Source organism: Labrys sp. Lb11, assembly GCF_057554225.1.
The window spans coordinates 254,496-278,419 of sequence record NZ_BAAJOT010000004.1 but is presented as its reverse complement, the minus strand read 5'-3'; the positions used below and the strand labels follow the sequence as shown (position 1 = coordinate 278,419).

The 23,924-nt window shown below is 71.4% G+C and carries 26 protein-coding genes; 14 read left to right on the top strand and 12 right to left on the bottom strand.

Annotation, left to right across the window (positions count from 1 at the left end):
• The first annotated feature begins 184 nt into the window (after positions 1-184).
• Entirely contained in the window at positions 185-1,294 is a 1,110-nt protein-coding gene (modC, locus tag AC27L4_RS15885; RefSeq protein WP_487143203.1) for a molybdenum ABC transporter ATP-binding protein, read from the top strand.
• A gap of 6 nt (positions 1,295-1,300) precedes the next feature.
• Here the strand turns inward: modC and AC27L4_RS15880 are convergent, their stop codons facing one another.
• From AC27L4_RS15880 to AC27L4_RS15860, 5 genes are all read right to left on the bottom strand, one after another.
• Positions 1,301-1,999: a TPM domain-containing protein gene (locus AC27L4_RS15880; protein ID WP_487143202.1), complete on the bottom strand. Its 699-nt coding sequence runs from the start codon at positions 1,997-1,999 to the stop codon at positions 1,301-1,303.
• Positions 1,999-2,847: a TPM domain-containing protein gene (locus AC27L4_RS15875; protein ID WP_487143201.1), complete on the bottom strand. Its 849-nt coding sequence runs from the start codon at positions 2,845-2,847 to the stop codon at positions 1,999-2,001. The genes AC27L4_RS15880 and AC27L4_RS15875 overlap by 1 nt, the downstream gene beginning before the upstream one ends.
• Before the next feature lie 19 nt (positions 2,848-2,866).
• Positions 2,867-3,463, bottom strand: coding sequence for a LemA family protein (locus AC27L4_RS15870; protein ID WP_487143200.1), 597 nt, complete (start codon positions 3,461-3,463; stop codon positions 2,867-2,869).
• 162 nt (positions 3,464-3,625) lie between these two features.
• Positions 3,626-4,033, bottom strand: coding sequence for a hypothetical protein (locus AC27L4_RS15865; protein WP_487143199.1), 408 nt, complete (start codon positions 4,031-4,033; stop codon positions 3,626-3,628).
• Positions 4,034-4,096: 63 nt separating this feature from the next.
• Entirely contained in the window at positions 4,097-4,456 is a 360-nt protein-coding gene (locus tag AC27L4_RS15860) for a YkvA family protein (RefSeq protein WP_487143198.1), read from the bottom strand.
• A gap of 212 nt (positions 4,457-4,668) precedes the next feature.
• Between AC27L4_RS15860 and sdhC the strand changes: the two genes are divergently transcribed.
• From sdhC to AC27L4_RS15840, 4 genes are all read left to right on the top strand, one after another.
• Positions 4,669-5,076, top strand: coding sequence for a succinate dehydrogenase, cytochrome b556 subunit (gene sdhC / locus AC27L4_RS15855; RefSeq protein WP_487143197.1), 408 nt, complete (start codon positions 4,669-4,671; stop codon positions 5,074-5,076).
• A 16-nt stretch (positions 5,077-5,092) separates the two neighbouring features.
• Positions 5,093-5,467, top strand: a complete 375-nt coding sequence (gene sdhD / locus AC27L4_RS15850) for a succinate dehydrogenase, hydrophobic membrane anchor protein (RefSeq protein ID WP_487143196.1) — start codon at positions 5,093-5,095, stop codon at positions 5,465-5,467.
• A gap of 17 nt (positions 5,468-5,484) precedes the next feature.
• Complete coding sequence (gene sdhA, locus AC27L4_RS15845) at positions 5,485-7,296, top strand: succinate dehydrogenase flavoprotein subunit (RefSeq protein WP_487143195.1); 1,812 nt, start codon at positions 5,485-5,487, stop codon at positions 7,294-7,296.
• 171 nt (positions 7,297-7,467) lie between these two features.
• Entirely contained in the window at positions 7,468-8,250 is a 783-nt protein-coding gene (locus AC27L4_RS15840; RefSeq protein WP_487143194.1) for a succinate dehydrogenase iron-sulfur subunit, read from the top strand.
• A 32-nt stretch (positions 8,251-8,282) separates the two neighbouring features.
• Here the strand turns inward: AC27L4_RS15840 and AC27L4_RS15835 are convergent, their stop codons facing one another.
• Positions 8,283-8,513, bottom strand: a complete 231-nt coding sequence (locus tag AC27L4_RS15835; protein ID WP_487143193.1) for a hypothetical protein — start codon at positions 8,511-8,513, stop codon at positions 8,283-8,285.
• A gap of 254 nt (positions 8,514-8,767) precedes the next feature.
• Here AC27L4_RS15835 and AC27L4_RS15830 point away from each other — a divergent pair, with 254 nt between their 5' ends.
• Positions 8,768-9,418, top strand: a complete 651-nt coding sequence (locus AC27L4_RS15830) for an AprI/Inh family metalloprotease inhibitor (RefSeq protein ID WP_487143192.1) — start codon at positions 8,768-8,770, stop codon at positions 9,416-9,418.
• Between the two features lie 158 nt (positions 9,419-9,576).
• Here AC27L4_RS15830 and AC27L4_RS15825 read toward each other — a convergent pair whose 3' ends face one another.
• Positions 9,577-10,515 (bottom strand): fatty acid desaturase, encoded by a 939-nt coding sequence (locus AC27L4_RS15825; protein ID WP_487143191.1) that lies wholly within the window; start codon positions 10,513-10,515, stop codon positions 9,577-9,579.
• Between the two features lie 148 nt (positions 10,516-10,663).
• On the opposite strand from AC27L4_RS15825, the gene AC27L4_RS15820 reads away from it, so the two are divergent.
• From AC27L4_RS15820 to AC27L4_RS15810, 3 genes are all read left to right on the top strand, one after another.
• Entirely contained in the window at positions 10,664-11,539 is an 876-nt protein-coding gene (locus AC27L4_RS15820; RefSeq protein WP_487143190.1) for a helix-turn-helix domain-containing protein, read from the top strand.
• A 97-nt stretch (positions 11,540-11,636) separates the two neighbouring features.
• The gene (locus AC27L4_RS15815; protein ID WP_487143189.1) at positions 11,637-12,065 is read left to right on the top strand and encodes a hypothetical protein; all 429 of its coding nucleotides are present in this window, start codon (positions 11,637-11,639) and stop codon (positions 12,063-12,065) included.
• Positions 12,066-12,208: 143 nt separating this feature from the next.
• Positions 12,209-13,144 (top strand): alpha/beta fold hydrolase, encoded by a 936-nt coding sequence (locus AC27L4_RS15810; protein ID WP_487143188.1) that lies wholly within the window; start codon positions 12,209-12,211, stop codon positions 13,142-13,144.
• Positions 13,145-13,153: 9 nt separating this feature from the next.
• Here the strand turns inward: AC27L4_RS15810 and hisN are convergent, their stop codons facing one another.
• The 5 genes from hisN to AC27L4_RS15785 all read right to left on the bottom strand — a co-directional run bounded on the left by hisN (position 13,154) and on the right by AC27L4_RS15785 (position 19,875).
• Positions 13,154-13,939 carry a histidinol-phosphatase gene (hisN, locus tag AC27L4_RS15805; RefSeq protein WP_487143187.1) on the bottom strand — a complete coding sequence of 262 codons (786 nt, stop codon included), beginning with the start codon at positions 13,937-13,939 and terminating at the stop codon, positions 13,154-13,156.
• A 209-nt stretch (positions 13,940-14,148) separates the two neighbouring features.
• Positions 14,149-14,469 (bottom strand): hypothetical protein, encoded by a 321-nt coding sequence (locus AC27L4_RS15800; protein WP_487143186.1) that lies wholly within the window; start codon positions 14,467-14,469, stop codon positions 14,149-14,151.
• Between the two features lie 201 nt (positions 14,470-14,670).
• Positions 14,671-18,108, bottom strand: coding sequence for an AAA family ATPase (locus AC27L4_RS15795; RefSeq protein WP_487143185.1), 3,438 nt, complete (start codon positions 18,106-18,108; stop codon positions 14,671-14,673).
• Positions 18,105-19,352: a metallophosphoesterase family protein gene (locus AC27L4_RS15790; protein WP_487143184.1), complete on the bottom strand. Its 1,248-nt coding sequence runs from the start codon at positions 19,350-19,352 to the stop codon at positions 18,105-18,107. Before AC27L4_RS15790 ends, AC27L4_RS15795 begins: the two co-directional genes overlap by 4 nt.
• A gap of 16 nt (positions 19,353-19,368) precedes the next feature.
• Positions 19,369-19,875, bottom strand: a complete 507-nt coding sequence (locus AC27L4_RS15785) for a DUF1993 domain-containing protein (RefSeq protein ID WP_487143183.1) — start codon at positions 19,873-19,875, stop codon at positions 19,369-19,371.
• 157 nt (positions 19,876-20,032) lie between these two features.
• Here AC27L4_RS15785 and AC27L4_RS15780 point away from each other — a divergent pair, with 157 nt between their 5' ends.
• The 5 genes from AC27L4_RS15780 (at position 20,033) to trmD (ending at position 23,860) form a co-directional block, all read left to right on the top strand.
• Positions 20,033-20,314: a hypothetical protein gene (locus tag AC27L4_RS15780; RefSeq protein ID WP_487143182.1), complete on the top strand. Its 282-nt coding sequence runs from the start codon at positions 20,033-20,035 to the stop codon at positions 20,312-20,314.
• A gap of 207 nt (positions 20,315-20,521) precedes the next feature.
• A complete protein-coding gene (gene ffh, locus AC27L4_RS15775) occupies positions 20,522-22,069 on the top strand; it encodes a signal recognition particle protein (RefSeq protein ID WP_487143181.1) in 1,548 nt (515 codons plus the stop codon).
• A 79-nt stretch (positions 22,070-22,148) separates the two neighbouring features.
• Positions 22,149-22,508, top strand: a complete 360-nt coding sequence (rpsP, locus tag AC27L4_RS15770) for a 30S ribosomal protein S16 (protein WP_487143180.1) — start codon at positions 22,149-22,151, stop codon at positions 22,506-22,508.
• A gap of 15 nt (positions 22,509-22,523) precedes the next feature.
• On the top strand, positions 22,524-23,168 hold the full coding sequence (gene rimM / locus AC27L4_RS15765; RefSeq protein WP_487143179.1) for a ribosome maturation factor RimM: 645 nt from the start codon (positions 22,524-22,526) through the stop codon (positions 23,166-23,168).
• Positions 23,165-23,860, top strand: a complete 696-nt coding sequence (gene trmD / locus AC27L4_RS15760) for a tRNA (guanosine(37)-N1)-methyltransferase TrmD (protein WP_487143178.1) — start codon at positions 23,165-23,167, stop codon at positions 23,858-23,860. The genes rimM and trmD overlap by 4 nt, the downstream gene beginning before the upstream one ends.
• Positions 23,861-23,924 lie beyond the last annotated feature (64 nt).

Here is a 23,924-nt window from a genome sequence, read left to right as displayed (position 1 = left end):
TCTGGTTCCGAATCGGACGGCCGCTCCGGACGGGGCGCCGGATCGCGGACCATGCCCGCCGCGGCGCCTCCTCGATCGGGGTCGGGTGCCGGTGCCGCGGCGAAGCACCGGCCGGGATCCTCGCACGCCGCGAGCCGCGGGTCCACCGGTGGACCGGCTTCCATGTTTGCGCCATGCTTGCCGCATGACCGCTTCCGCCTCCCCGACCATCGAGATCGACATCGGCGCGACGCGCGGCGCCTTCGTCCTCGACGTGGCGTTCCGCGCCGACGGCGGCCTGACCGCGCTGTTCGGTCGCTCCGGCTCCGGCAAGTCGACGGTGATCGGGGCCGTGGCCGGACTGATCCGGCCCAAGCGCGGCCGGATCGCCATTGCCGGCGTCACGCTGTTCGACGCCGGCGCCGGCGTCTTCGTGCCGCCGCACCGGCGCCGGATCGGACTGGTGTTCCAGGACGCGCAGCTGCTGCCGCACCTGACCGTCAAGCAGAACCTCGACTACGGCCGCTGGTTCGCCCCCAGGCAGGCGCCGCGGCTCGATTTCGACACGGTGACCGGCGTGCTCGGCATTGCGCCGCTGCTGGGACGGCGGCCGAGCTCGCTCTCCGGCGGCGAGCGCCAGCGTGTCGCCATCGGCCGGGCCCTGCTGGCCGCGCCCCGCATCCTGCTGATGGACGAGCCGCTGGCCTCGCTCGACGGGCCGCGCAAGCAGGAAATCCTGCCGCTGATCGAGCGGCTGCGCGACGAGTTCGCCATCCCGATCCTCTACGTCTCGCATGCGGTGGAGGAGGTGGCGCGGCTGGCGACGCAGGTGGTGCTGATCGAGGACGGCAAGGTGCGGACCGTCGGCGCGCCCGAGGCGGTGCTGATGCCCGCGGCCGGTCCGCCCTCCGAGACGCGGTTCGGCGCGGTGTCGCTGATCACCGCCCGCGTCCGCGGCCACGACGCGCACTACGGCCTGACCCTGCTCGACCATCCGGGCGGCGAGATCAGCGTGCCGGGCCGCCCCCTGCCGCCGGGCGCCCTGACCCGGGTGCTGGTGCGCGGCACCGACGTGACGCTGGCGCTGCGGCGCCCGCGCGGCGTCAGCGTGCGCACGGTGCTCGCCGGCACGGTGCGCACGACCACGCTCGACGACGGCCCGCTGGCGCGGGTCGACGTGGCGCTGCCGGGCGGCGACACGCTGGCGACCTTCGTCACCCGCAAATCCGTCGACGAGCTCGGGCTCGACGCCGGCGATGCCGTGTTCGCCATGATCAAGGCGGCCTCGATCGAGGACGGCGCCGGGCGCGGCTGAGCCGCCCTACAATTCGACGACCCGGTCGGGCAGCTCGTTGACGTCGTCCGGGCGCGGGGGGAAATGCAGGGCGAGGACGGCGCCGCAATGGCCGATGGCGTCTGCAAAGCCGTCGACCACCCGCCCGTTCACCGCCGCCGCCACCAGCGCGGCGACCGCCTGGTCCCAGACCTCCGGCGAAACCTTGGCATAGATGCCCTCGTCTGCGATGACGCTGACCTGCCGCTCCGCCAGGGCGGCGAAGATCAGCACGCCGGTGCGCTCGCGCGTGCGCTGCAGCCCGCGGGCCAGGAACTGCTGCATGGCCATGGCCTCGGCGCGGGCCCGCCTGAGGCTCCGCGGCGTCGCGGCCAGGCGAAGGCGCTGCGGCTGGAGGAGCAGGAACACCAGGGCGAAGACCAGGACCTGCAGTGCGACCTGCACCATCAGCGCCGAGCGCACGGCCGCGTCGACCTCGGCCAGGCTGGCGCTGCCCGGCCACCAGGGCTCGCCGACCAGGGGCCAGCGATGCGGCGCATAGCCCCAGAGCGCCATCAGCGCCGGCACGGCGAGCGAGGCCAGCGCCGCCCAGGCGAGCGGGACGATGCGGTAGTCCGAGGCCTGCCGGGCACAGACGCAGTAGATCTCGCCGGAGGTCCGAGCCTCGGCCTCGGCGATGGCTTCGGCGATGCGCCGATGGTCGGCCGCGCTGAACAGCTTCGTCATCACCAACTCCCCGACGAGCCGCCGCCACCGAACGAACCGCCGCCGCCGGAGAACCCGCCGCCACCGGAAAAGCCGCCACCGCCGCCGGAAAAGCCGCCGCCGGAGATGATGACCGGCGGCATGCCGCCGCGCCTGCGCATGCCGGGGCCGAGGCCGGATGTCGGCCTTCCGCCGCCGCCACCGCCGCCGCGGAAGGCGTTGAGCAGGATGACCAGCAGCACGAACACCACCAGGAGGGTGACGAAGGCATCGGAGGCGGAGAAGTCGTCGGCCGGGCGCGCGCCCTCCTCCGCCCGCTTCTTCCACTCGGATTCGTCCGACGTGAGGACCGAAATGATCGCGTCGACGCCGGCGACGATGCCGCCAGGCATGTCGCCGGCCTTGAACCTGGGCAGGATCGCCTGCTGAATGATCACGCTCGACAGGGCGTCGGTGAGCGTGCCCTCCAGGCCGTAGCCGACCTCGATGCGCAGCTTGCGCTCGTTGGGCGCGACGATCAGCAGCACGCCGTTGTTGAGCTTGCCCTGGCCGATGCCCCAGGCGCGGCCGAGGCGGTAGCCGTACTCGGCGATGTCGGTGTCCTGCAGCGACGACAGCGTGGCCACCACCAGCTGGTCGGAGGACTTCTGCTCCAGGGCCGCCAGCTTGCGGTCGAGCTCGGCCCTGGTCTGCGGCGGGATGATGCCGGCCTGGTCGACGACGCGGCCGGTCAGCGGCGGGAAGGCGGGCTCGGCCGCGAGGGCCGGCAGCGCCAGGGCGGCCAGCACGAGGACGAGCGCCAGCACGCCCGGCCAGACGGCCTGGGCGCCCCCTCGCGGATGCGGGACGAGCCTGAGGCTGGCTGTCATCGACCTGGCCCGGGCCGACCTACGTGCCGAAGTTCACCTTGGGCGGGGTTTCGCTGCCGGGCGTGGCCGCGAAGGTCTCCATCGGCTTGGCGTCGGGGTAGAAGATGGCGGCGATCCACCGCCCGGGAATGGTGCGCAGCTCGGTGTTGTAGACGCGCACCGTCTCGATGTAGTCGCGGCGGGCGACGCCGATGCGGTTCTCGGTGCCCTCGAGCTGGGACTGCAGCGCCAGGAAGTTCTGGTTCGACTTCAGGTCGGGATAGTTCTCGGTGATCGCCAGCAGGCGGCCGAGCGCGCCCGACAGCTGCTGCTGCGCCTCCTGGAACTGCTTGAACTTCTCCGGGTCGTTGAGGATCGAGGCGTCGACCGTCACCTGGGTCGCCTTGGCGCGGGCCTGGACCACGCCTTCCAGCACGTCCTTTTCCTGCTTGGCGTAGCCCTTCACCGTCTCGACGAGGTTGGGGATCAGGTCGGAGCGGCGCTGGTACTGGTTCTGCACCTCGCTCCAGGCCGCCTTGGCCTTCTCCTCATAGGTCGGCACATTGTTGATGCCGCAACCGCCGAGCGCGAAGGCCATGGCGACGACAGCCGCCAGCGCGCGAATCCTTGCAATCATGGGCTAGTCCCCCTGAACGGGACGGGACGAAGCCGCCCCGCCTCAAGCTGACACCCCGGACGGACGGACCTCAGCCCGGCCCCGGCCGAATGAACCGACCCGGCGCGCGCCGGCCGCGCCCCGCATCCGGGACACCGCCGCCGGCCATGCGCCGCGCTTCCATCAATAGCTCCGGCCCGCGCGCATGGCGAGCAGCCAGAAGATCGCGCCGAGCAGCAGCGCGAGCCCGCCATAGGCGGCGAAGAACGGCCAGCCCTTGGCGGTGATCTCGGCGAGGCCGCCGGTGTTGACCCAGAACGGCGCGGCCACAAGGCCGAGGCCGACCAAGAGCGTCGTCGGCACGAAACCGGTGTGCCCGAGGGTGCGCAGCAGCACAACGGCGGCCGAGAACAGCACCACGGTGAAGGCGGCCGCCTCGACCACGAGGTTACGGGCGCTGGTGAAGCCGATGGCGTAGATGCGGAATTCCAGCCCGTCGGGCGGCGGGATCAGGGCCAGGGGCAGCAGCGCCGCGAACAGCACCTCCGCCAGGACGAACGCGATCAGGGTACGCGACACCGAATCAAACATGGAGGCCTCTCCCAGCCAAGGGAGTCCTATCCCCCGGCAAGGCCGGCGTCGAGACGGCGGACGTCAGCCGCCGGCAGCGACCTCGTCGAGCCAGCGGCGCGCCGCCTCCCGGTGCCGCTCCTCGATCGCGCCGGAGACCATGCGCAGCGCCGCGTAGAACACGGCCGCGTCGTCGGTGAAGCCGATGCCCACCAGCACGTCGGGCACGATGTCGAAGGGCAGCACGAAATAGGCGAGCGCGCCGACCAGCGTCACCCGCACCCGGGTCGGCGTCCGCCGGTCGAGCACCGCGTAATAGGCGGCGAGCAGGTCCTCGGCGAAAGGCACGTTCGCCAGGACCCGGCGCAGCTTCGGCAGGAACTCGGCGCGGACCTTGCGCTCCTGCCGGGACTGGGCGTCATCGTGAAACGTGGCGGCGGCCATGGCGGTCGGCTTCCCCTTTCGCGCATGAGATGGCCCCGCCCCCGCGCCGTTCAAGAGGAGGAGGGCGGTGATCGGCCGCCGGCGCGCGGTTTGGCGGCACGAAACGCCTTTTTCTTGAGCGATCCGCCCCTCCGCCGCATTGCGTCCGGCCGGCTGACGGGATACTGCATCGCAATAGAATTGAATGGGTCGAAACTGGAGCCTTCCCCCCGATGGCCGAACCCAAAGCATCCGCCCGGCCGCTTTCTCCCCACCTGCAGATCTACCGCTGGCCGATCACGATGCTGATGTCGATCCTGCATCGCGTCACCGGCGGTGCGCTCTACGTCGGCACGGTGCTGCTCGCCGCCTGGCTGCTGTGCGCTGCGGCCGGTCCCACCGCCTTCGCCTGGGCGCAATGGTTCGCGGGCACGCCGATCGGCCTGCTGATCCTGTTCGGCTACACCCTGGCGCTGATGCACCACATGCTCGGCGGCATCCGCCATTTCGTCTGGGACCTCGGCCACGGCCTCGGCCCGGGCATCCGTGACCGCTGGGCCTATGCCAATGCCATCGGCTCCGTGGCGCTGACGCTCCTGATCTGGATCGTCGGCCTCCTGATCTCGTTCACCGCGGGGTAATGCCATGAGCTCCAGCATGAAGACCCCGCTCGGCAAGGTCCGCGGCCTCGGTTCGGCCAAGTCGGGCACCGGGCATTTCTGGCGCCAGCGCCTGACCGGCGTCGCCCTGGTGCCGCTCACCCTGCTCTTCGTCCTGACGCTGATCTGCCTGGCGCGCTCCGGCCCGGCCGAGGCGCTGGCGACGCTGCGCTCGCCCTGGGCCGGCCTGCCGATGCTGCTGTTCGTCTGCGCCGGCGCCTACCATATGTATCTGGGCATGCAGGTGATCATCGAGGACTACGTCGGCGGGGAAGCCGCACGGATCGCGGCGGTGATGGCCAACGCCTTCTTCTGCGTCCTCATCGGCGTGGCGAGCGCCTATGCGCTGCTGAAACTCAATTTCGGGGTCTGACGATGGCGGACGGATCGATGAACGCCCCTGCGGCCGGCGGCCGTGCCTATCCGATCACCGACCACAGCTATGACGTGATCGTGGTCGGGGCCGGCGGCGCGGGCCTGCGCGCCGTGGTCGGCTGCTCGCAGGCGGGCCTGCGCACCGCCTGCATCACCAAGGTGTTCCCGACCCGCTCGCACACGGTGGCGGCCCAGGGCGGCATCGCCGCCTCGCTCGGCAACATGAGCGAGGACGACTGGCGCTTCCACATGTACGACACGGTCAAGGGCTCCGACTGGCTCGGCGACCAGGACGCCATCGAATATCTCGTGCGCAATGCGCCGGCCGCGGTCTACGAACTGGAGCATTGGGGCGTGCCGTTCTCGCGCACCGAGGACGGGCGCATCTACCAGCGCCCCTTCGGCGGCATGACCACGAACTACGGCAAGGGCATCGCCTTGCGCACCTGCGCCGCCGCCGACCGCACCGGCCACGCCATGCTGCACACGCTCTACGGCGCGGCCCTCAAGCATACGGCCGAGTTCTTCGTCGAATATTTCGCCATCGACCTGATCATGGACGATGAGGGGCGCTGCCGCGGCGTGGTGGCGTTGAAGATGGACGACGGCACGCTGCACCGCTTCCGGGCGCAGCGGACCATCCTGGCCACCGGCGGCTATGGCCGCGCCTATTTCTCGGCGACCTCGGCCCATACCTGCACCGGCGACGGCAACGCCATGGTGCTGCGCGCCGGCCTGCCGCTGCAGGACATGGAGTTCGTGCAGTTCCATCCGACCGGGATCTACGGCGCCGGCTGCCTGATCACCGAAGGCGCCCGCGGCGAGGGCGGATACCTCACCAATGCCGCGGGCGAGCGCTTCATGGAGCGCTATGCCCCTTCGGTGAAGGATCTGGCGCCGCGCGACATGGTCTCGCGCGCCATGACCATGGAGATCCGCGAAGGCCGGGGCGTGGGCCGCAACAAGGACCACATCCACCTGCACCTCGACCATCTCGACCCGAAGATCCTGCACGAGCGCCTGCCGGGCATCTCGGAGAGCGCGCGCATCTTCGCCGGCGTCGACGTCACCAAGGAACCGATCCCGGTGCTGCCCACCGTCCACTACAACATGGGCGGCATCCCGACGAACTACCACGGCGAGGTGCTCACCAAGAAGGGCAGCGACCCGGACGTGGTGGTGCCCGGCCTGATGGCGCTGGGCGAGGCGGCCTGCGTCTCCGTGCACGGCGCCAACCGGCTCGGCTCCAACTCGCTGATCGACCTGGTGGTGTTCGGCCGGGCGGCCGGCCTGCGCTGCGCCGAGACGGTGGCGCCGGGCGAGAAGCAGGCCGACCTGCCCAAGGACTCGGCGGAGATGGCGCTCGCGCGCCTCGACCGCCTGCGCCACGCCTCGGGCGGCACGCCGACGGCCGAGCTGCGGCTCGCCATGCAGCGTGTCATGCAGGAGGACTGCGCCGTCTACCGCACCGGCGAGACGCTGGCCCAGGGCCAGACCCGCATCCACGCGGTGTGGAAGAACGCCGACGACGTCCGCGTCACCGACCGGTCGCTGATCTGGAACTCCGACCTGATCGAGACCATGGAGTTCGACAACCTGATCGCCCAGGCCGTGGTGACCATGGACGGCGCGCTCAACCGCACGGAGAGCCGTGGCGCCCATGCGCGCGAGGACTACTCCCAGCGCGACGACACGAACTGGATGAAGCACACGCTGGCCTGGGCGGACGCCGGGGCCAAGTCGGTGACCATCGACTACCGGCCGGTGCACACCTACACCATGAGCAACGACATCCAGTACATCGAGCCGAAGGCGCGGGTGTACTGATGCGTCTCATCCTGGCGGCCTGGTCAGGTCTGAAACCCGCCATCCCTGGAGCAATGCACGTTTCGGGCGAAACGTGCTTTGCGTCACCCCCTTGGTCCGACACGTCCTCGCGACTTGACGCGATTCCGTCTGATCGCGAGACGCTTTAGGGATCGTCGCCGAGAGAGCATCATGGTCCAGCTCACCCTCCCCAAGAACTCCCGCATCTCCAGCGACGGCAAGGTGTGGCCGATGCCCGCCGGCGCCAAGACCGTCACCGAGTTCCGCATCTACCGCTACGATCCGGAGAGCGGCGCCAATCCACGGGTCGACACCTATTTCGTCGACCGCGACGATTGCGGGCCGATGGTCCTGGATGCGCTGCTCTGGATCAAGAACAAGGTCGACGCGACGCTGACGCTGCGCCGGTCCTGCCGCGAGGGCATCTGCGGCTCCTGCGCCATGAACATCGACGGCGGCAACACGCTGGCCTGCACCAAGGCGATCGACGACATCAAGGGCGCGGTGAAGATCTATCCACTGCCGCACATGCCGGTGGTCAAGGACCTGGTGCCGGACCTCACCCGCTTCTATGCCCAGCACGCTTCGATCGAGCCCTGGCTGAAGACCGACACGGCCAAGCCTGAGAAGGAGTGGCGCCAGTCGCATGAGGACCGCCAGAAGCTCGACGGCCTCTATGAATGCATCCTGTGCGCCTGCTGCTCGACCTCGTGCCCGAGCTATTGGTGGAACGGCGACCGCTATCTCGGCCCGGCGGCGCTGCTGCAGGCCTATCGCTGGCTGATCGACTCGCGCGACGAGGCCACGGGCGAGCGGCTCGACAATCTGGAAGACCCGTTCCGGCTCTATCGCTGCCACACCATCATGAACTGCGCGCAGACTTGCCCGAAGGGCCTCAACCCGGCCAAGGCGATCGCGGAAGTGAAGAAGATGATGGTGGCGCGGCAGGTCTGAGCCGCGGCCGCGTCATGGCCGGCGACGCCGGATCAGCGCACCACGCCGGTGATCTCGACCGGTGGCAGCTCAGGCTCGTCGCCCGGCTGCAGCCGCGGCGAGGCGACGGCGGCGATGGTCTGGGGAGCCGAAAGCTGGAGAGCGGTGAGACGGAGCATCGGGGCGGGCTTCTCCGCCGAATCGGCCGGCAGCACGGCCGCGAAGGCCGGAAGGATCGTGGCCATGCCGACCAGGAGCAGTCCCGCGAGCAGCTTTTCCGACATGACGCATACTCCTCTACGCTTGGCCACCATTTTCCGCCGTCATGTCTTAACTCCACGTTAAGGCTGACAATTTTCAACTCGCTTCAACCCGGAGGCTGCGGATGTCCCACTCGGTCCTGGATCGGGCGGCGGGAGCGCCAGGGCGGGGTCCGGCGGGCCGCCCTGCGGCCTTTCGGCAAGTGTCTGCATCAAAGCAAGGATCCCGGCAGACATGTCCTTGGATCATCGGCGAACGTCTGCTTAGAATGGCGCCCATGAGAATCGCGTCGGATCGACCTGCAAGAGTTGCGACCCTGGCCCTGATACCGCTGGCGCTGGCGCTGGCTGGTTGCGAATCGACCAGCCGTTTCGGCGGCGACCTGTTCGGATCGAACCCGCCCCCGGCAGCACGCCCGGTCGCGCGGGCGCCCGCCCCGGCGCCGGTCATCGCGGCGCCGACCGCGCCGGTCACCTCCGAGCCTCTGCCACCGGTCACCGGCTCGGTCGATGCGGAGCCCGCCGTCCCCGACGAGGCGGTCCCGGCGCCCGCGGGCAGCCCGCCGCGGGTTGCCGCCGTGCCCGACGGGTCCGCGCCCGTCACTCCTTCTGCGCCCGCGGCTCCGGCCCCCGCGCCGTCTAAGCCGACGGCCCGCGCCATGGCGGGGAACTGGAAGATCTCGGACGCGGCGCGCGGCAACTGCTCGATCGCGTTGACCCAGCAGACTCTGCTCGACCTCTACCGCGCCAGCCCGTCGGGCTGCCAGGCGAGCTCGCTTGCCAAGGTCAATGCCTGGCAACAGCGCGGCCAGGAGATCGTGCTGCTGGAGTCGGGCGGCCGCACCGCCGTGCGTCTCTTCCCCAAGGGCGACGGCACCTATGAGGGTGCGGCGACGACGTCCGGCGCCATCATCCGCATGTCGCGATAGGAACGCCGGCTCGCCGCGGGCGAGGAGCCCGCCGGCAATCCTGTTTTCGGCATGGGACCGGGGCGCCGGGGCTGCGCGAGCGCCGGCGGTCCTGCGCGCCTGGCGCGGCCGCCGATCCTTGCCTCATCGCGCATGGATGACATTCCGCGGCGGGCGGCTCAGGCCGGTTCGGAGGCGGCGGCGGGCGCGCGGCCCAGAGGGTGCACGGGCGTGTCGTGCACGGTGAGGAAATAGCGGCGCGCCACGTCGAGATAGCCGTCGTAGACGAGCCCGCCATTCTCGGCGATCAGGCGGTCGCGGTTGGCCCGGTACCAGGCCGGGATCTCGTACCACGGGATCATCGGGTTCTCGTGATGCACGGCATGCAGGTTGTTGTAGAGGAACAGCAGCCCGAGCACCGGCGCGTTCTCGACGATCGCGGTGCGCTCGTCCACCGAGCTCTCAGCCCGGTGCTCGGCGAAGGAGCGCACCAGCATCAGCGAGGTGCCGGGATAGACGAAGGCGAGGAAATAGATCAGCGGGTGCATGCCGCAGACCCCGACCACCCAGGCCAGCACCACCGCCATTTCCGCCAGGTGCCTGCCCCAGATCCTGCGCGCCAGGCGGTCGCCGCGGATGATCGCGACCATTTCGCCGGCGACGAAGCGTCCCATCGACCATGCCGGACCGACGGTGACGCGGCCGAGGAAGGTGGCGTTGATGCGGATGACGGTCCGGCGCCAGAAACCGAGCCGCGCCCACTCCTCCGGGGTCCAATAGTAGGATTCGGGATCGTCCAGCGGGTCGGTCAGCCGCTCGTCGCGATGATGGACAAGATGGCTGATGCGATAGCTCTCGTAGGGCAGCCACAGCAGCAGCGGCCAGCAGCCGATCAGGCGGTTCACGGTGCGGTTGCGCGTGGGATGGCCGTGGATGACCTCATGCTGGAGCGAGGCGTGCCACGCGGTGAACCAGCCGCCGAGCGGGATGAGCAGCCAGAGCGGGATCGCCTCATGGAAGAAGGTCAGGCCGGCCCAGCCGCCATAGACGGCTGCGGCAAGCACTGCCGTCGGCCATTCGATCGTCCTTCGTCGACGCGGGCTGCGGACGCCTTGCATGGGATTCCTCGTGAGTCGGCAAAAATCTACCAATTCACTGGTGTTATGCAAGGATGATGTTGTAGCGTCGGATTGACAGTTTCGACGTTTTGTGCCGATATGTTGTTTAATCTATCTTTCGTTTACTATTATCAACAAACGTAGAATTATGGCCCATGCTGCGACAGCCCAGGGATTTCGCGACCGGCTCGACCAGGTCATCGCCCGCACCGGGCTGAACCACGCCGCCTTCGCCCGGCATGTCGGCGTCGACCGATCGACGCTGTCGCAACTGGTCTCGACCGCGAACGACCGCCTGCCGCGAGCCGAGACGCTGATGGCGATCGCCACCCATTGCCGGGTTTCGATGGACTGGCTGCTCGGCCTCAGCCAGCGCGAGGAGATCGGCGCGCCCATGGTGGAGACCGCCCTTACCATCGAGACCCAGGCGCACGCTCCGTTCGACCATCGCTTCCTGCACTGGCTGGCCGAAGCCCATGGCCGCAAGCTGCGCACCGTGCCCATGTCCTTCCCCGACATGATGAAGACCGACGCGGTGATGCAGTTCGAATATGCCGTGGCGCTCGAAGCCGACCCCTGCCCCGACCTCGCCGACCGGCGGCGCCAGATCCAGGACGCGCTGAACGACGGCACCGAGATCGAAGCCTGCGTGGCACTGCAGGCGCTCGACGCCTTCGCCCACGGCCTCGGCCAGTGGCAGGGCATCGGCGCCGATGTGCGCCGGGCCCAGTTCGAGGCGATGATCGGCTTCGTCGACAGCTTCTATCCCGCCTTCCGCCTGTTCCTCTACGATCTGCGCCAGACCTATTCGGCCCCCTTCACCGTGTTCGGCCAGAGCCGGGCCGCAGTCTATCTCGGACCGAGCTACATGGTGCTGAACGCCAGCGAGCACATCCGCATGTTCTCGCGCCGCTTCGATGAGATCATCCGCGCCAGCGCCGTGCAGCCGCACGAGGTGGCGCGCCATCTCGGCGGGCTGCTCGCCGCCGTCGCCGCGGAGCCGGAGCAGCCGCCGGCTCGATGAACGCAGGCTGAACGGACCCTTACGTCGGCGTTCAGGCCTGTCCGGCTAAACAACGTCCCCGTCGAAGCTCGGAGGCTTCGTTCCCGGGGATTCCGCCATGCTGCGCAGAGTGTTTCTGGTCGCCGCCATCTGCCTGCCGGCGCTGGCCGGCGCGGCATGGGCGCAAGCCCTCCGTCACGGCCCCGCCGCGGACGACGCGAGCGCGGGAAGCCAGGAATCCGACGGCAAGTGGGAGCAGCGCTGGGGTTCCGCCCCCTCTCGCGACGGGCTGCGCCTCCTGTCGCCGCGCAGCATTGCCGGGGCGCTGGCCAGGCAGGGCTATAGCGACGTCGACATCAAGCGCCTGCGCGGCTCCAACTACATCGCCGAGGCCCAGACGGAGCGCGGCAACCGCGTCCTGCTGGTGGTCGACGGCCGCACCAGCGAGATCACCGGGCGGCAAGTGATCGAATGGAGCAATCCGAAGCGCAATTGGGACGAGGGCAACGGGTGGAGGCCCGGCCCCTGGAGTGGTCCGCGCTGGTAGACGTCGAGCGTCCAGCGTGATTCCGGAGCAGTCCGGCAGCCCGTCCGTGTCCCCCGGCATGGACGGGCTGGTTCTGCCGCAACCCCGCTGCATTCCGGCAAGGTTTGTCGCTATAACGGCGCATGGCTTGTGCTGCGGGCTCCATGACCCTCCTTGACCTTCCCGACAATCCGCGCCCGGCCGGCGGCGCGTGCGAGATGATCCGCACCTCCGACGGGATCGGCCTGCGCTGCGCCCATTGGCCCGCCCTGACGTCGAATCCCCGCGGCACCGTCTGCCTGTTCCATGGCCGCTCGGAGTTCATCGAGAAATATTACGAGGTGATCCGCGATCTCAGGGCGCGCGGCTTTGCCGTGGCGACCTTCGACTGGCGCGGCCAGGGCGGGTCGGACCGGCTGATCGAGGACGGCCGGCTCGGCCACGTCCACGACTTCGCGCATTACGCCCGCGACCTCGATGCCTTCATGCGCCGGGTCGCCCTGCCCGAATGCCCGGCGCCGTTCTTCGCGCTGGCCCATTCCATGGGCGCGGCCATCCTGTTCGCCAACCTGCCGACCCGGGCGTCCTGGTTCGAGCGCCTGGTCGCGACTGCGCCGATGATCGACCTCGTGCGGCTGCCGCCCGCGCCGCGCCTGATCGCCCGAACGCTGTGCGGCGTCGGCCTGTCGCGCCGCCTGGTGCCGGGCTGGTCGCCGCGCCCGGTGGTGCTGAAGCCGTTCGAGGGCAATCCCGTCACGTCCGATCCGCAGCGCTACGCCCAGGCGGCCGCCATCGCCCGCGTCGCGCCGCATCTCGCCATCGGCGGCCCCACCATCGGCTGGGTGCGCGCCGCCTTCCGCCAGATGGACATGCTGACGGACCCGCATTTCGGCCAGGATTGGCGCACGCCCGCGCTGGTGGTGCTGGCCGGCGAGGACAGGGTGGTCTCGACGCCCGCCGCCGAGCATTTCGTCCGCAAGCTGCGCGCCACCCGGGCCGTCACCGTCGCCAGCGCGCTGCACGAGGTGATGCAGGAGCGCACCCTGCTGCGCGACCGGTTCTGGGCGGCCTTCGACGCCTTCGTGCCGGGCCGGGGATAGTACGGGCCGTCAGCCCTGCTGCAGCAGGGACAGGGCGGCGGCGTGGACGCGCGGGTCGCCGGCGGCGACGATGCGTCCGCCCGCCTGGGCCGGGCCGCCGTCCCAGGTGGTGATGACGCCCCCGGCCCCCTCGACGATCGGGATCAGCGCCACGATGTCGTAGGGCTGCAGGCTGGACTCGATGACCAGGTCGATGAAGCCGGACGCCAGCATGCAATAGGCGTAGCAGTCGCCGCCATAGCGCGACATCCGCACCCTCTCTTCGACCGTCTCGAAGATGCGCCGCTCCGGCGCCTGCATCAGCCGCGGCGTGGTGGTGTAGAGCACGGCGTCCGAGAGCTGGGCGCAGGAGCGCGTGTGCAGCGCCCGCTCGCCGCCCGGGCCGCGGTACTTGGCCGAACCACCGTCGCCGGAGAAGCGCTCGCGGGTGAAGGGCTGGTGCATCATGCCGTAGCAGGGCTGGCCGTTGCGCAGGAGCCCGATCAGCGTGCCCCAGCCCGGCATGCCGGCGATGAAGGTCTTGGTGCCGTCGATGGGGTCGAGCACCCAGACGAACTCCGCGTCCAGCCGCTCGGAGCCATATTCCTCGCCCATGACGCCGTGGGCGGGAAAGGTCGCGCGGATCCGGTGACGGATCGCCGCCTCGGCGGCCTTGTCGGCCTCCGTGACGGGATCGAAGGCGCTGCCGCCCGACTTGTCCTCGACCCCGAGGGCGGTCCGGAAGAACGGCATGATCGCCGTGCCCGACACAGTCGCCAGCTCGTCCACGAAGGCTTCGAAATCCACCGCCGTCATGTGCACGTCCCCACTCTGCGCCAGCCTGCTTAGGCGAGCGCCGCGAGGTTGGCAATGCATCGTTGCGACCCTGCGGAAATTCCGGCCCCGGCATGCGGGGTCGAGACCGAATCTCTGCGAGAATTCAGGTGTCTAGCAGCCTGCGCCGGCGCGCCGACAGACAGGGGGCTCCGCCGGCCGGAGCCCCTGATCGCCGCTCCGCGACCGCCTCAGTCGCAGACGCGCACGCGCTCCCAGTGATAGCCGTAATCGTAGCTGTTGGGCACGCGCTGCCTAGTCCAGTAGCACGCCGGCTCGACATAGGCCGGCTCGACCTCATAGCCATAGGCCGGCGCGACTTCGTAGCCATAGGCCGGGCGCGGATTGGCGAGCGCGCCGCCCAGCAGCAGGCCGCCGACCAAGCCGGCGGCCGCTCCCGCAGCAGCGGCGCCGTTGCGGCCGTCGGCGGCTTCGGCCGTGCCGGCGAGGGGCAGGGCGGTGCCCGCGACGAGCGCGGCGGCCAACGCAGAGGCGAGAACTTTCTTCAGCATGTCAGCTCCTTCGCAGGGGGCATGGCCGATTCGAACAGCCATTCGACCGGGCAGGCTAATGTGACTGTGTGGAAACATTATGCACATACCCGGCCGCGGCATGCCTGCCGGCACGGAAGACGGTGCCCTGGCGAGCGACGGGGCGTCGCCGACGGCCAAGATCGCTCGCGTCCTGACCGAACCGTCCCCAGCCCGCAGGCCCTATCCCAGCGCGACCAGGTCGAGCCGGCCGCCGAGGCGCTCCTGCGCGATCTCCACCACATGGCGATGATGGGTGAACAGGATGGTCTGGCCGTGCCCGGCCGCCTCGGCCAGCGCCTCCAGGGCCGTGGCGACGCGAGCCTCGTCGAACGTGACGACGACATCGTCGCCGATGAACGGCGGCGCCGAACGCCTGGCGGCGAAGGCCTCCAGGCTGGCCAGGCGCAGGGCGAGATACAGCTGGTCGCGCGTGCCCTCGCTGAGGCCCTCCACCGCCACCGTGCGGCCGTCGGCCCGCCGCGCGGCGAGGCGCGGGCGGTCGTCATGGCCATAGTCGACGGCGAGGCCGGCAAAGGCGCCGCCGGTGATGCGCGACAGGAGCGCGCCGGCGCGGGCCACCAGCGGATCCTGCCGGCGTTCGCGCTGGCGCTCGATGCCGACGGCGATCAGCGCCGCCGCCGCCTTCAAGGTGAGGTAGTCGCGGGCGACGCGCTCCAGCTCGGCGGCGGCGTCCTCGCGGCGCTGGGCGGCAGAGGCGGCGGCGCTGTCGGTCTCGAGCGCCTCGCGCCGGCGCGTGAGATCGCGCAGCTCGCCGACGAGGCCGGTGCGCTCGTCCTGAAGCCCTGCCTCCTCCGCGCCGAGGCCGGCGTCGAGTTCCGCAGCCTCGACCGCGGCGACACCCTGCGCCTCGATCCGCAGCGCTTCCTCGCCGAGCCCGTCGCCCTGCTGCGCCAGCTCGGCCCGCTGTGCCGCGAGATCCGCATCCAGCTCGGCCATGCGGACCAGGCGCGCGGCAAGCTCGGCGAGATCGGGAGCCGGCACCGCGGCCTCTCCGGCCAGCGCCGCCAGGGCCGCCTCGGCTGCGACCGCCGCATCGCGGGCCCGGTCCAGCCCCTGGCGCAGCTTCGCCAAGGTCTCCTCGCCGGCACGCCGGCGGGCCAGGGCGTCGCGGGCCTGCTGCAGGCGTCCGGCCAGGGCCTGCGCCAGCTCGGCGGGCTCGCTGCCCGCGTCGATGCCGAGCCTGGCGGCGAGCGTCCCGGCTCGCACGACGAAGCCGTCCCGGTCGGCCTCGATGCTGGCGATGCGGTGGTCGAGATCGCGCAGCAGCACCAGCCTTGCCCCGGCCTTCTGCCAAAGATCCAGCGCGACGCGAACCTCGCCGACGCCGGCCGAAGCCGGCAATCCGATGGCGGCGAGACCCGTCTGCCAGGCCGGCTCGAACCCGCGGAGCGCAGCCTCGGCCTCGGCCTCGGCGGCGGCGGCCCGCTGCCGGACCGCACGCGCCCGCGCCGCGAGGTCGTCGAGCGAGCGGGCCTTGCGGACCGAGGCCTCCAGGGCCTCGAGCCGTTCCTCGACCTCGCGCACCAGGGTGTCCGCCGATCGGCTGGCGGGATCGGCGATGCCGGCTCGTCCGGCGACGGCATCGAGCGCCGGCCGCTCGGCGGCCAGGCGCGCCTCGGCCGTTTCGACGATTTCGTCGAGGCCGGCAATGGCGGCACGTTCCTCGCGCAGCGCCCGCACCTCGCCGATCCACGCCGAAGCGCGCGCCGGGGCCGGCGCCGCCCCGAAGCCGGCGAACAGCGCCGCCCATTCGGCGCCGAGCGCCTCGGCCTCCGCCGCCTGCCCCGCCGTGACGGCGGCGTGGTCGGCGAGCGCAGTCCGCGTCTCCCCGGCCAGGCGCCGGGCCGCCTCGTGCCGGACGACGCGGTCGGCCGCCAGGAAGCGGCGATCCGCCAGGAGGTCGGCGGCGGCGCGTTCCGCCCGATAGCGGGCAAGGGCCTCGGCGCCGGGCACGGGCAGCATGGCCTCGAAGGTCGCGTCGCGCCGCGCCCGGGCCTCGTCCAGGGCCGAGGCCTCGACGATGTCGCCGCCGGCCGGTGCGGCGGCGGCGCGTTCGGCCTCGGCGAGCACGCCGGCCAGGCGCCGGCCTTCCGTCTCCAGGGCCTGCCGCCGGGCTGCGGCCGCCGACAGCCGGGCTTCGAGCCGCAGCAGGGCCTCGTCCTCGGGCAGAACGGCGCTCCACAACCGCCCCGCATCGGCAACAGGCGGCGACAGGCGCCCGGCCCGCTCCCCGAGCTGCCGGCGCCGGCGCGCCGCCTCGGCCCGCCGCTCCAGGCCGCCGGCCGCCGCCGCGAGCGCCGGCCGCATCGCCTGCAGCGTGCGGCGCAGGGGATCGGGATCGACGGCCTCGCCCAACTGCGCCCGCTGGCCGGCGAGATCGTCGAGGTCGCGCGCCGCCGCCTCGACGGCCTTGCGCGCTTCGGCCACGGCCGCCTCGTGCTGCCGGCGGCGCTCCAGCAGGGCGCGCAGGCGCTCGATCGCAAGATCGTCGGGCAGCAGGCGTTCGAGCGCCGCCCTGTCGGCCACGCCGAGGCGGCGGGCGATGTCGGCCACCTCTTCCGCCCCGCTGCGCGCCTCGCCGCGACGGCGCTTGGCGTCCTCCAGGCTCTTGGCCAGGGCGGCGCGCTCGTCGTTCAGCGCCGTCACCGCGGCGGCCTCGGCCAGGACCGGCTCGTCGACCTCCTGGCCGGCCAGGGCCGCGGCCGCGGCCCGCTCGTCCTGCTCCAGCCGCGCGGCCGCCTCGCGCGCGGCGGCGGCGGCGGCGAGAGCCGCCCGGGCGCGGCCGGCGAAGTCCGGGCCGACGGCGGCAACGGGGCCGAGCGCCGCGGCCTCGGCCAGCGCCGCATCGATCCGGCGCAGCAGCGGTCCGATCCGGCGCACCCGCGCCAGCCGCGCCCGCTCGCCGGCGATGGCGCCGAGGCGGCCGACGATCTCACGGATCCGCGCATCGTGCCGGGCAATGTCTTCGTCCAGCCCTTTCAATTCGTCGGCGCGCAGGGTCTGCTCGCGCAGATCCTTGCGCGCCTGGTCGAACCGTTCCTGCGCCTGGTAGAACGGCTTCCTGTCGGAGCGGCGGATGCCGAACAGCGCGTCAGCCTCCTCCTCCAGCCCGGCGCGGATGCCGACCAGGCCCCTCAGCCCCGAGGACGCGGCGAACAGGCTTTCGCCGACATCGCCCTGCGCCTCGATCAAGGCCTCGGCGCCGGCGCGCAGCCCCTCCTGCGACAGGCCGAAGGCGGTCAGGAACACCTCGCGCGTCACGCCGCCGAGCAGCGGGTCGAGCAGGGCGTCGTCGAGCGGCTTGTCGGCGGCGTCGACCAGCGTGTTGCGCAGGCCCTTGCGGCGACGCACGGCGATCCGCTCGCCGGTGGCGGCCTGGATCTCGGCGCCGACGCGCAGGTCGCCGTACTTGTGCAGGAAGTCGACGGTCGAGCGCGCCTCGAAGCCGTAGAGCAGGTCGGTGATGGCCGAGAGCGCCGAGCTCTTGCCCGCCTCGTTCGGACCGTAGACGAGGTGCAGGCCGGCATCCGGCCGGAACCGCACCGTGCGGTCGGTGAACGGACCGTAGCGCTCCAGGTCGAGCCGCAGCAGCTTCATGCGCCGCCCGCCGTCAGCCGGCCGAGCGCGAGTTCGCGCGCCTCGGCCACCAGCGCGGCGCGGCCATCCGCCGACAGGTCGGCCAGGGCCTGGCGCACCTCCTCCGGCAGCTTGGCGGCGATGTCGGCCAGCGCCCTGTCCAGGCTGGCGGCGAAGGTCCCGTCGCCGGCGGCCTCGTCGAGCAGCACGGCCGGATCGGTGAGGCCGTCGGCCTCGTCCCGGACCGCCGGCCGCGCCGGGGGACGCGTCTCCAGCACCAGCTTCTCCAGGAAGGCCTGATCGGAGGCGCGGTCGAGCGCCGCCTCGACCTCGGCGCGGAGCTGCGTGCGGTCGGCGGCGAGGCCGCCATGCGCCGGCGTCTCGCCGCCGAGCACGAGCCGCACGGCCAGGGGCCGCCCCTCGGCCTCGGCCAGGGACGGTGCCAGGGCCGGCCCGATCCGTCCCATCGCCGCGTCGAGGTCGGCGGCGCCGGAGACGTCGACGGCCACCCGCGCCCAGCGCGCGACGTCGACGATCAGCCGTTCCTTCGAGACGATGCGCCCGTCCGACACCTCCACCAGCATGGCGCCCTTCGGCCCGGTCTCGCGGATATGGCGACCCTGGAGGTTGCCGGGGAACACCACCGGCGGATCCTCGGCCAGGATCTCATGGGCATGCACATGGCCGAGGGCCCAGTAGTCGTAGCCCTTCGAGCGCAGGTCCTCGACCGAGCAGGGGGCGTAGGGCGCATGGTCGGGCCGGCCGTCGGCGGAGGTGTGCAGCACGCCGATGTTGAACCAGCCGGCCTTGGCCGGCGGATAGGCCAGCGCCAGGTTCTCGGCCATCTCGCGCTCGGCAAAGCTGCGGCCGTGCAGCGCCGTGCGCCAGCGCTCCAGGAGGAGGGTCTCGGCCTTGCGCGAGGAGAGAAGGCAGACGCCGTCCGGCAGGCTGAGCGAGCGGCTGATCAGGCTCTCGGCGTCGTGGTTGCCGCGGATCAGCACCACGGGAATGCCGCCGCGCGCCAGGCGCGCCAGCTGGCGGGCGAAGAACAGGCCGGTGCCGTGGTCGCGCCAGTCGCCGTCATAGACGTCGCCGGCGATGACCAGGAAGGCCGCCTCCAGGGCGAGGACCTTGTCGACCAGGGCCTCGAAGGCACGCCGCGTCGCGTCCGCGAACTGGGTGGCCAGCCGCGGATTGCGGGCGCCGAGGCCGCGCATCGGGCTGTCGAGATGCAGGTCGGCGGCGTGGACGAAGCGAAAGCGCATCGATCGGGAACGCCGGTCAGCCCGGCCCCATGAAGTCGCGCTTGGCCAGCTCGATGCCGTTCTGGCGCAGGATCGCGTAGGCTGTGGTAATATGAAAGAAGAAGTTGGGCAGGGCGAAGTGCAGGAGATAGGTGCGGCCGATGAAGTTCATCGGTTGGCCGCCTCCCGGGATGGTGATCGGCCGGTCGCCGCCCTCGTCGATCGCCGCCCGCGGCAGGCTCGCGACATGCGCCAGGGTGCGGGCGAGGCGGGCCTGCAGTTCCTCCAGGCTGGTCTCGACGTCGGAGAAGCGCGGCGGCTCCTGGCCGGCGAGGCGGGACGAGGCGTTCTTGGCGAAGTCGCCGGCGAGCTGCACCTGCCGCGACAGCGGGAACATGTCGGGGAACAGGCGCAGCTGGCAGAACACGGCGCCATCGATCTTCCTGGCCGCGGCGTGGGCGCTGACCTTGCCCAGGGTCGCCGACAGGGCTTCGAGATATTGCGTGAAGACGGGAACCGAGGCTTCATAGACGGAAATCGGCATGGATGCTGTCTTCCCTGCGGGTGGCCTTGGCCCCTTCGAATAGGACCGATTGCGGCAGATCGCCACCGGAAAGTCGGCTCTCCCCTGGAAGGTGAGTTCCGCCATGGTCGAAGTGCCCGAGAATCCCCGTCGTCTCCGCCCGGCTGCCCGGAGGGCGATGCTCGCCCTCGCGCTCGCCCTTGCCACCCCGGCCGCGGCGCATCAGGCGCCGAAGGGCTGGAACTATGACAGCGAGTGCTGCGGCGGCAAGGATTGCCGGCAGATCCCCGACGACGCCGTGCGGCACGTCAGCGGCGGCTGGCTGATCGTGGCGACCGGGCAGATCATCCCCGACAATCAGGTCAAGCACTCGCAGGACGAGCACTTCCACCGCTGCTCGGCCTATGGACGGGAGGACACCCACACCTATTGCCTCTACGTGCCGGATCTGACCATGTGAGCGGCCAGTAGCGGGGCCTGGCGCCGCCAAAACCGGTTTTGCGTTGACTTTCGCCGCCCTTTCCCCTATCCGACCGCCACTCCCAACGGAGTGAGACGTCCGATCCGCCGCCCGGCCCCGCGAGGCCGGAGGCCAACGCCCGCCAGCGCGATGCGCCCGCGGGCGTGTTTTGCGTTGGACGTCTCGCTTCCAAACCGGACGAACCTGATGTTCGATGGCCTTTCCGCACGTCTTTCGGATGTGCTCGACAAGCTGACCCGACGCGGCGCCCTCACCGAGGGCGACGTGGCCGAGGCGTTGCGCGAGATCCGCCGCGCGCTGATCGAGGCGGACGTGGCGCTGGACGTGGTGCGCAGCTTCACCGACAAGGTCCGCCATCGCGCCGTCGGCGCCGAGGTGCTGAAGTCGGTCACCCCCGGCCAGATGGTCGTCAAGATCGTCAACGACGTGCTGATCGAGACGCTGGGCTCGGAGGCGCAGACGATCGACCTGGAAGCCGTGCCGCCGGTGCCGATCCTGATGGTCGGCCTGCAGGGCTCGGGCAAGACCACGACCACGGCCAAGATCGCCAAGCGCCTGACCGACCGATCCAAGAAGAAGGTGCTGCTGGCCTCGCTCGACACCCGCCGCCCGGCGGCCATGGAGCAACTCGCCGTGCTCGGCCGCCAAGTGGGCGTCGAGGTGCTGCCGATCGTCCCCGGCCAGAGCGCCGTGCAGATCGCCCGTCGCGCCATGGACGCGGCGCGCTTCGGCGGCTTCGACGTGGTCATGCTCGACACCGCCGGCCGCACCACGGTCGACGAGGCCCTGATGGCCGAGGCGGCCGAGGTCAAGGCCGCGACCAATCCGCGCGAGGTGCTGCTGGTCGCCGATGCGCTCACCGGCCAGGACGCCGTCAATACGGCGCGCGCCTTCGACGGGCGCCTGGGCGTCACCGGCATCGTGCTCACCCGCCTCGACGGCGACGGGCGCGGCGGCGCGGCCCTGTCGATGCGCGCCGTCACCGGCAAGCCGATCAAGCTGGTGGGCGTCGGCGAGAAGGTCGACCAGCTGGAGGATTTCCATCCTCAGCGCATCGCCAACCGCATCCTCGGCATGGGCGACATCGTCTCCCTGGTCGAGAAGGCCGCGGAGACCATCGACGCCGAGAAGGCCGCCAAGATCGCGGCCAAGATGCAGAAGGGCGCCTTCGACCTGGACGACCTGCGCGAGCAGCTCCTGCAGATGGAGAAGATCGGCGGCATGTCCGGCGTGCTCGGCATGCTGCCGGGCATGGGCAAGATCAAGGACCAGATCGCCGGCGCCAACCTCGACGACAAGCTGTTCAAGCGCCAGCGCGCCATCATCGAATCGATGACGCCGCAGGAGCGGCGCAACCCTGACATCCTCAAGGCCAGCCGCAAGCGCCGCATCGCCGCCGGCTCGGGCACCACGCCCGAGCAGATCAACCGGCTGCTGAAGATGCACCGCCAGATGGCCGACATGATGAAGGCCATGGGCGGCGCCAAGAAGGGCGCGCTCGGCAAGATGGCCTCGATGTTCGGGCTCGGCGGCGGCATGCCGCAGATTCCGCCCGGCGCGCTGGAGCAGCTCGGCAAGGGCGGCATGCCCGGCCTTCCCGGCCCCGGCGGCCTGCCGCCCAAGATGCCCGGCCTCGGCGGGCCGGGGCTGCCGGCGAAGTTCCCCGGAGCGCCCGGGCTTCCCGGCCTCGGCGGCCTGCCGGGCCTTCCCTTCGGCGGGGGCAAGAAGAAGTGAGCCCGACTTTTCGGGCTTCCGTGCACCCGCTTGAACCGATCCAACCACCCCACTGAACCGATACAACCGGAGAACCACCATGTCCCTCAAGATCCGCCTCGCCCGCCGCGGCGCCAAGAAGCGCCCGTTCTACGCGGTCGTCGTCGCCGACTCGCGCTCCCCGCGCGACGGGCGCTTCATCGAGAAGATCGGCACCTATGACCCGATGCTGGCCAAGGACGGCGACAAGCCGCGGTGGACCGTCGACCTCGAGGCCGCCAAGACCTGGCTCGGCAAGGGCGCGACCCCGACCGACCGCGTGCTGCGCTACTTCGACGCCGAAGGCCTCCTGAAGCGCGCGCCGCGCAGCAACCCGGAGAAGGCCGTTCCCGGCAAGAAGGCGCAGGAGCGCGCCGCCGAGAAGGCCAAGAAGGCCGGCGCAGCCGAAGCCGCGGAGTAAGGCCGGATCGCCGCGATGCGCCGTCCGTCCCCCCGACCATCATCCCGGCCGGCGGCCGGCGAGCCCGGGGGCGCGGGCGCGCCGCCGGCCGGGCTGGTGCTGCTCGGCGTGTTCGGCGCGGCCCATGGCGTGCGCGGCGAGGTGCGGCTGAAGTCCTACACCGCCGATCCCGCCGCCATCGCCGCGTACGGCCCGCTGCGCACCGAGGCCGGCCGGATGTTCGAGCTCGTCTCGGTCCGGCCGCTCAAGGACGACATGCTCGTCGCCCGGGTCAAGGGCATCGCCGACCGCAACGCGGCTGAGGCGCTGACCAACCTGCGCCTCCATGTCGAGCGCGGCGTGCTGGGCAAGGCCGACGCCGCCGAGGACGAGTTCTTCCATGCCGACTTGGTCGGCCTGCGCGCCGAGACCGCCGAGGGCGCCGCCTTCGGCACGGTGGTGGGCCTGTTCGACTTCGGCGCGGGCGATCTCGTCGAGATCCGCCCGGCCGCCGGCGGCGGCACCGTGTTCCTGCCCTTCACCAAGGCCGCCGTGCCGGTGGTGGACATTGCCGGCGGACGCCTTGTCGTGGCGCCGCCCCAGGAGGTCGAGGGCGAGGCGCCTCCCGCGGAGGCTTCGGGACCCCCTCGGCGCCGCGGCCTGGAGCCGCCGGCGCGATGAGCTGGCACGCCACCGTCCTGACGCTCTATCCGGAGATGTTCCCGGGCCCGCTCGGCGCCTCGCTCGCCGGCGAGGCGCTGGCGCGCGGCCAATGGTCGCTGGAGGCCCGCAACATCCGCGAGCATGGCCAAGGGCGGCACCGCGCCGTCGACGACACGCCGGCCGGCGGCGGGCCGGGCATGGTGATCCGCGCCGACGTGCTGGCGGCGGCGATCGACGCGGCCGGGATCGGCGAGCGGCCCTGCCTGCTGATGTCGCCGCGCGGCGCGCCGCTGACCCAGGCGCGGGTGCGCGCCCTCGCCGCCGGGCCGGGCGCGGCCATCGTCTGCGGCCGGTTCGAGGGCGTCGACGAGCGGGTGATCGAGGCGCGCGGCCTGGAGGAAGTGTCGATCGGCGACTACGTCCTCTCCGGCGGCGAACTCGCCGCCATGGTGCTGATCGACGCCTGCGTCCGGCTGCTGCCGGGCGTGATGGGCGCGGAGAGCTCGGGCGAGGAGGAAAGCTTCGAGAACGGCCTGCTCGAATATCCGCATTACACGAGGCCGGCGAGCTTCGAGGGCCGCGAGATCCCCGAGGTGCTGCGCTCCGGCCATCACGCCCGGATCGCCGCGTGGCGACGAGCCGAGGCCGAGCGGATCACGCAGGAGCGACGGCCGGACCTTTGGGCGCGGCGGCAGGGCGGCGCGAGGTAGGATCGGCCCCTCTGCCGCATGCAGCGGGTCGCGCCGATTGGCCGAGGGGCGAACATCCGGTATG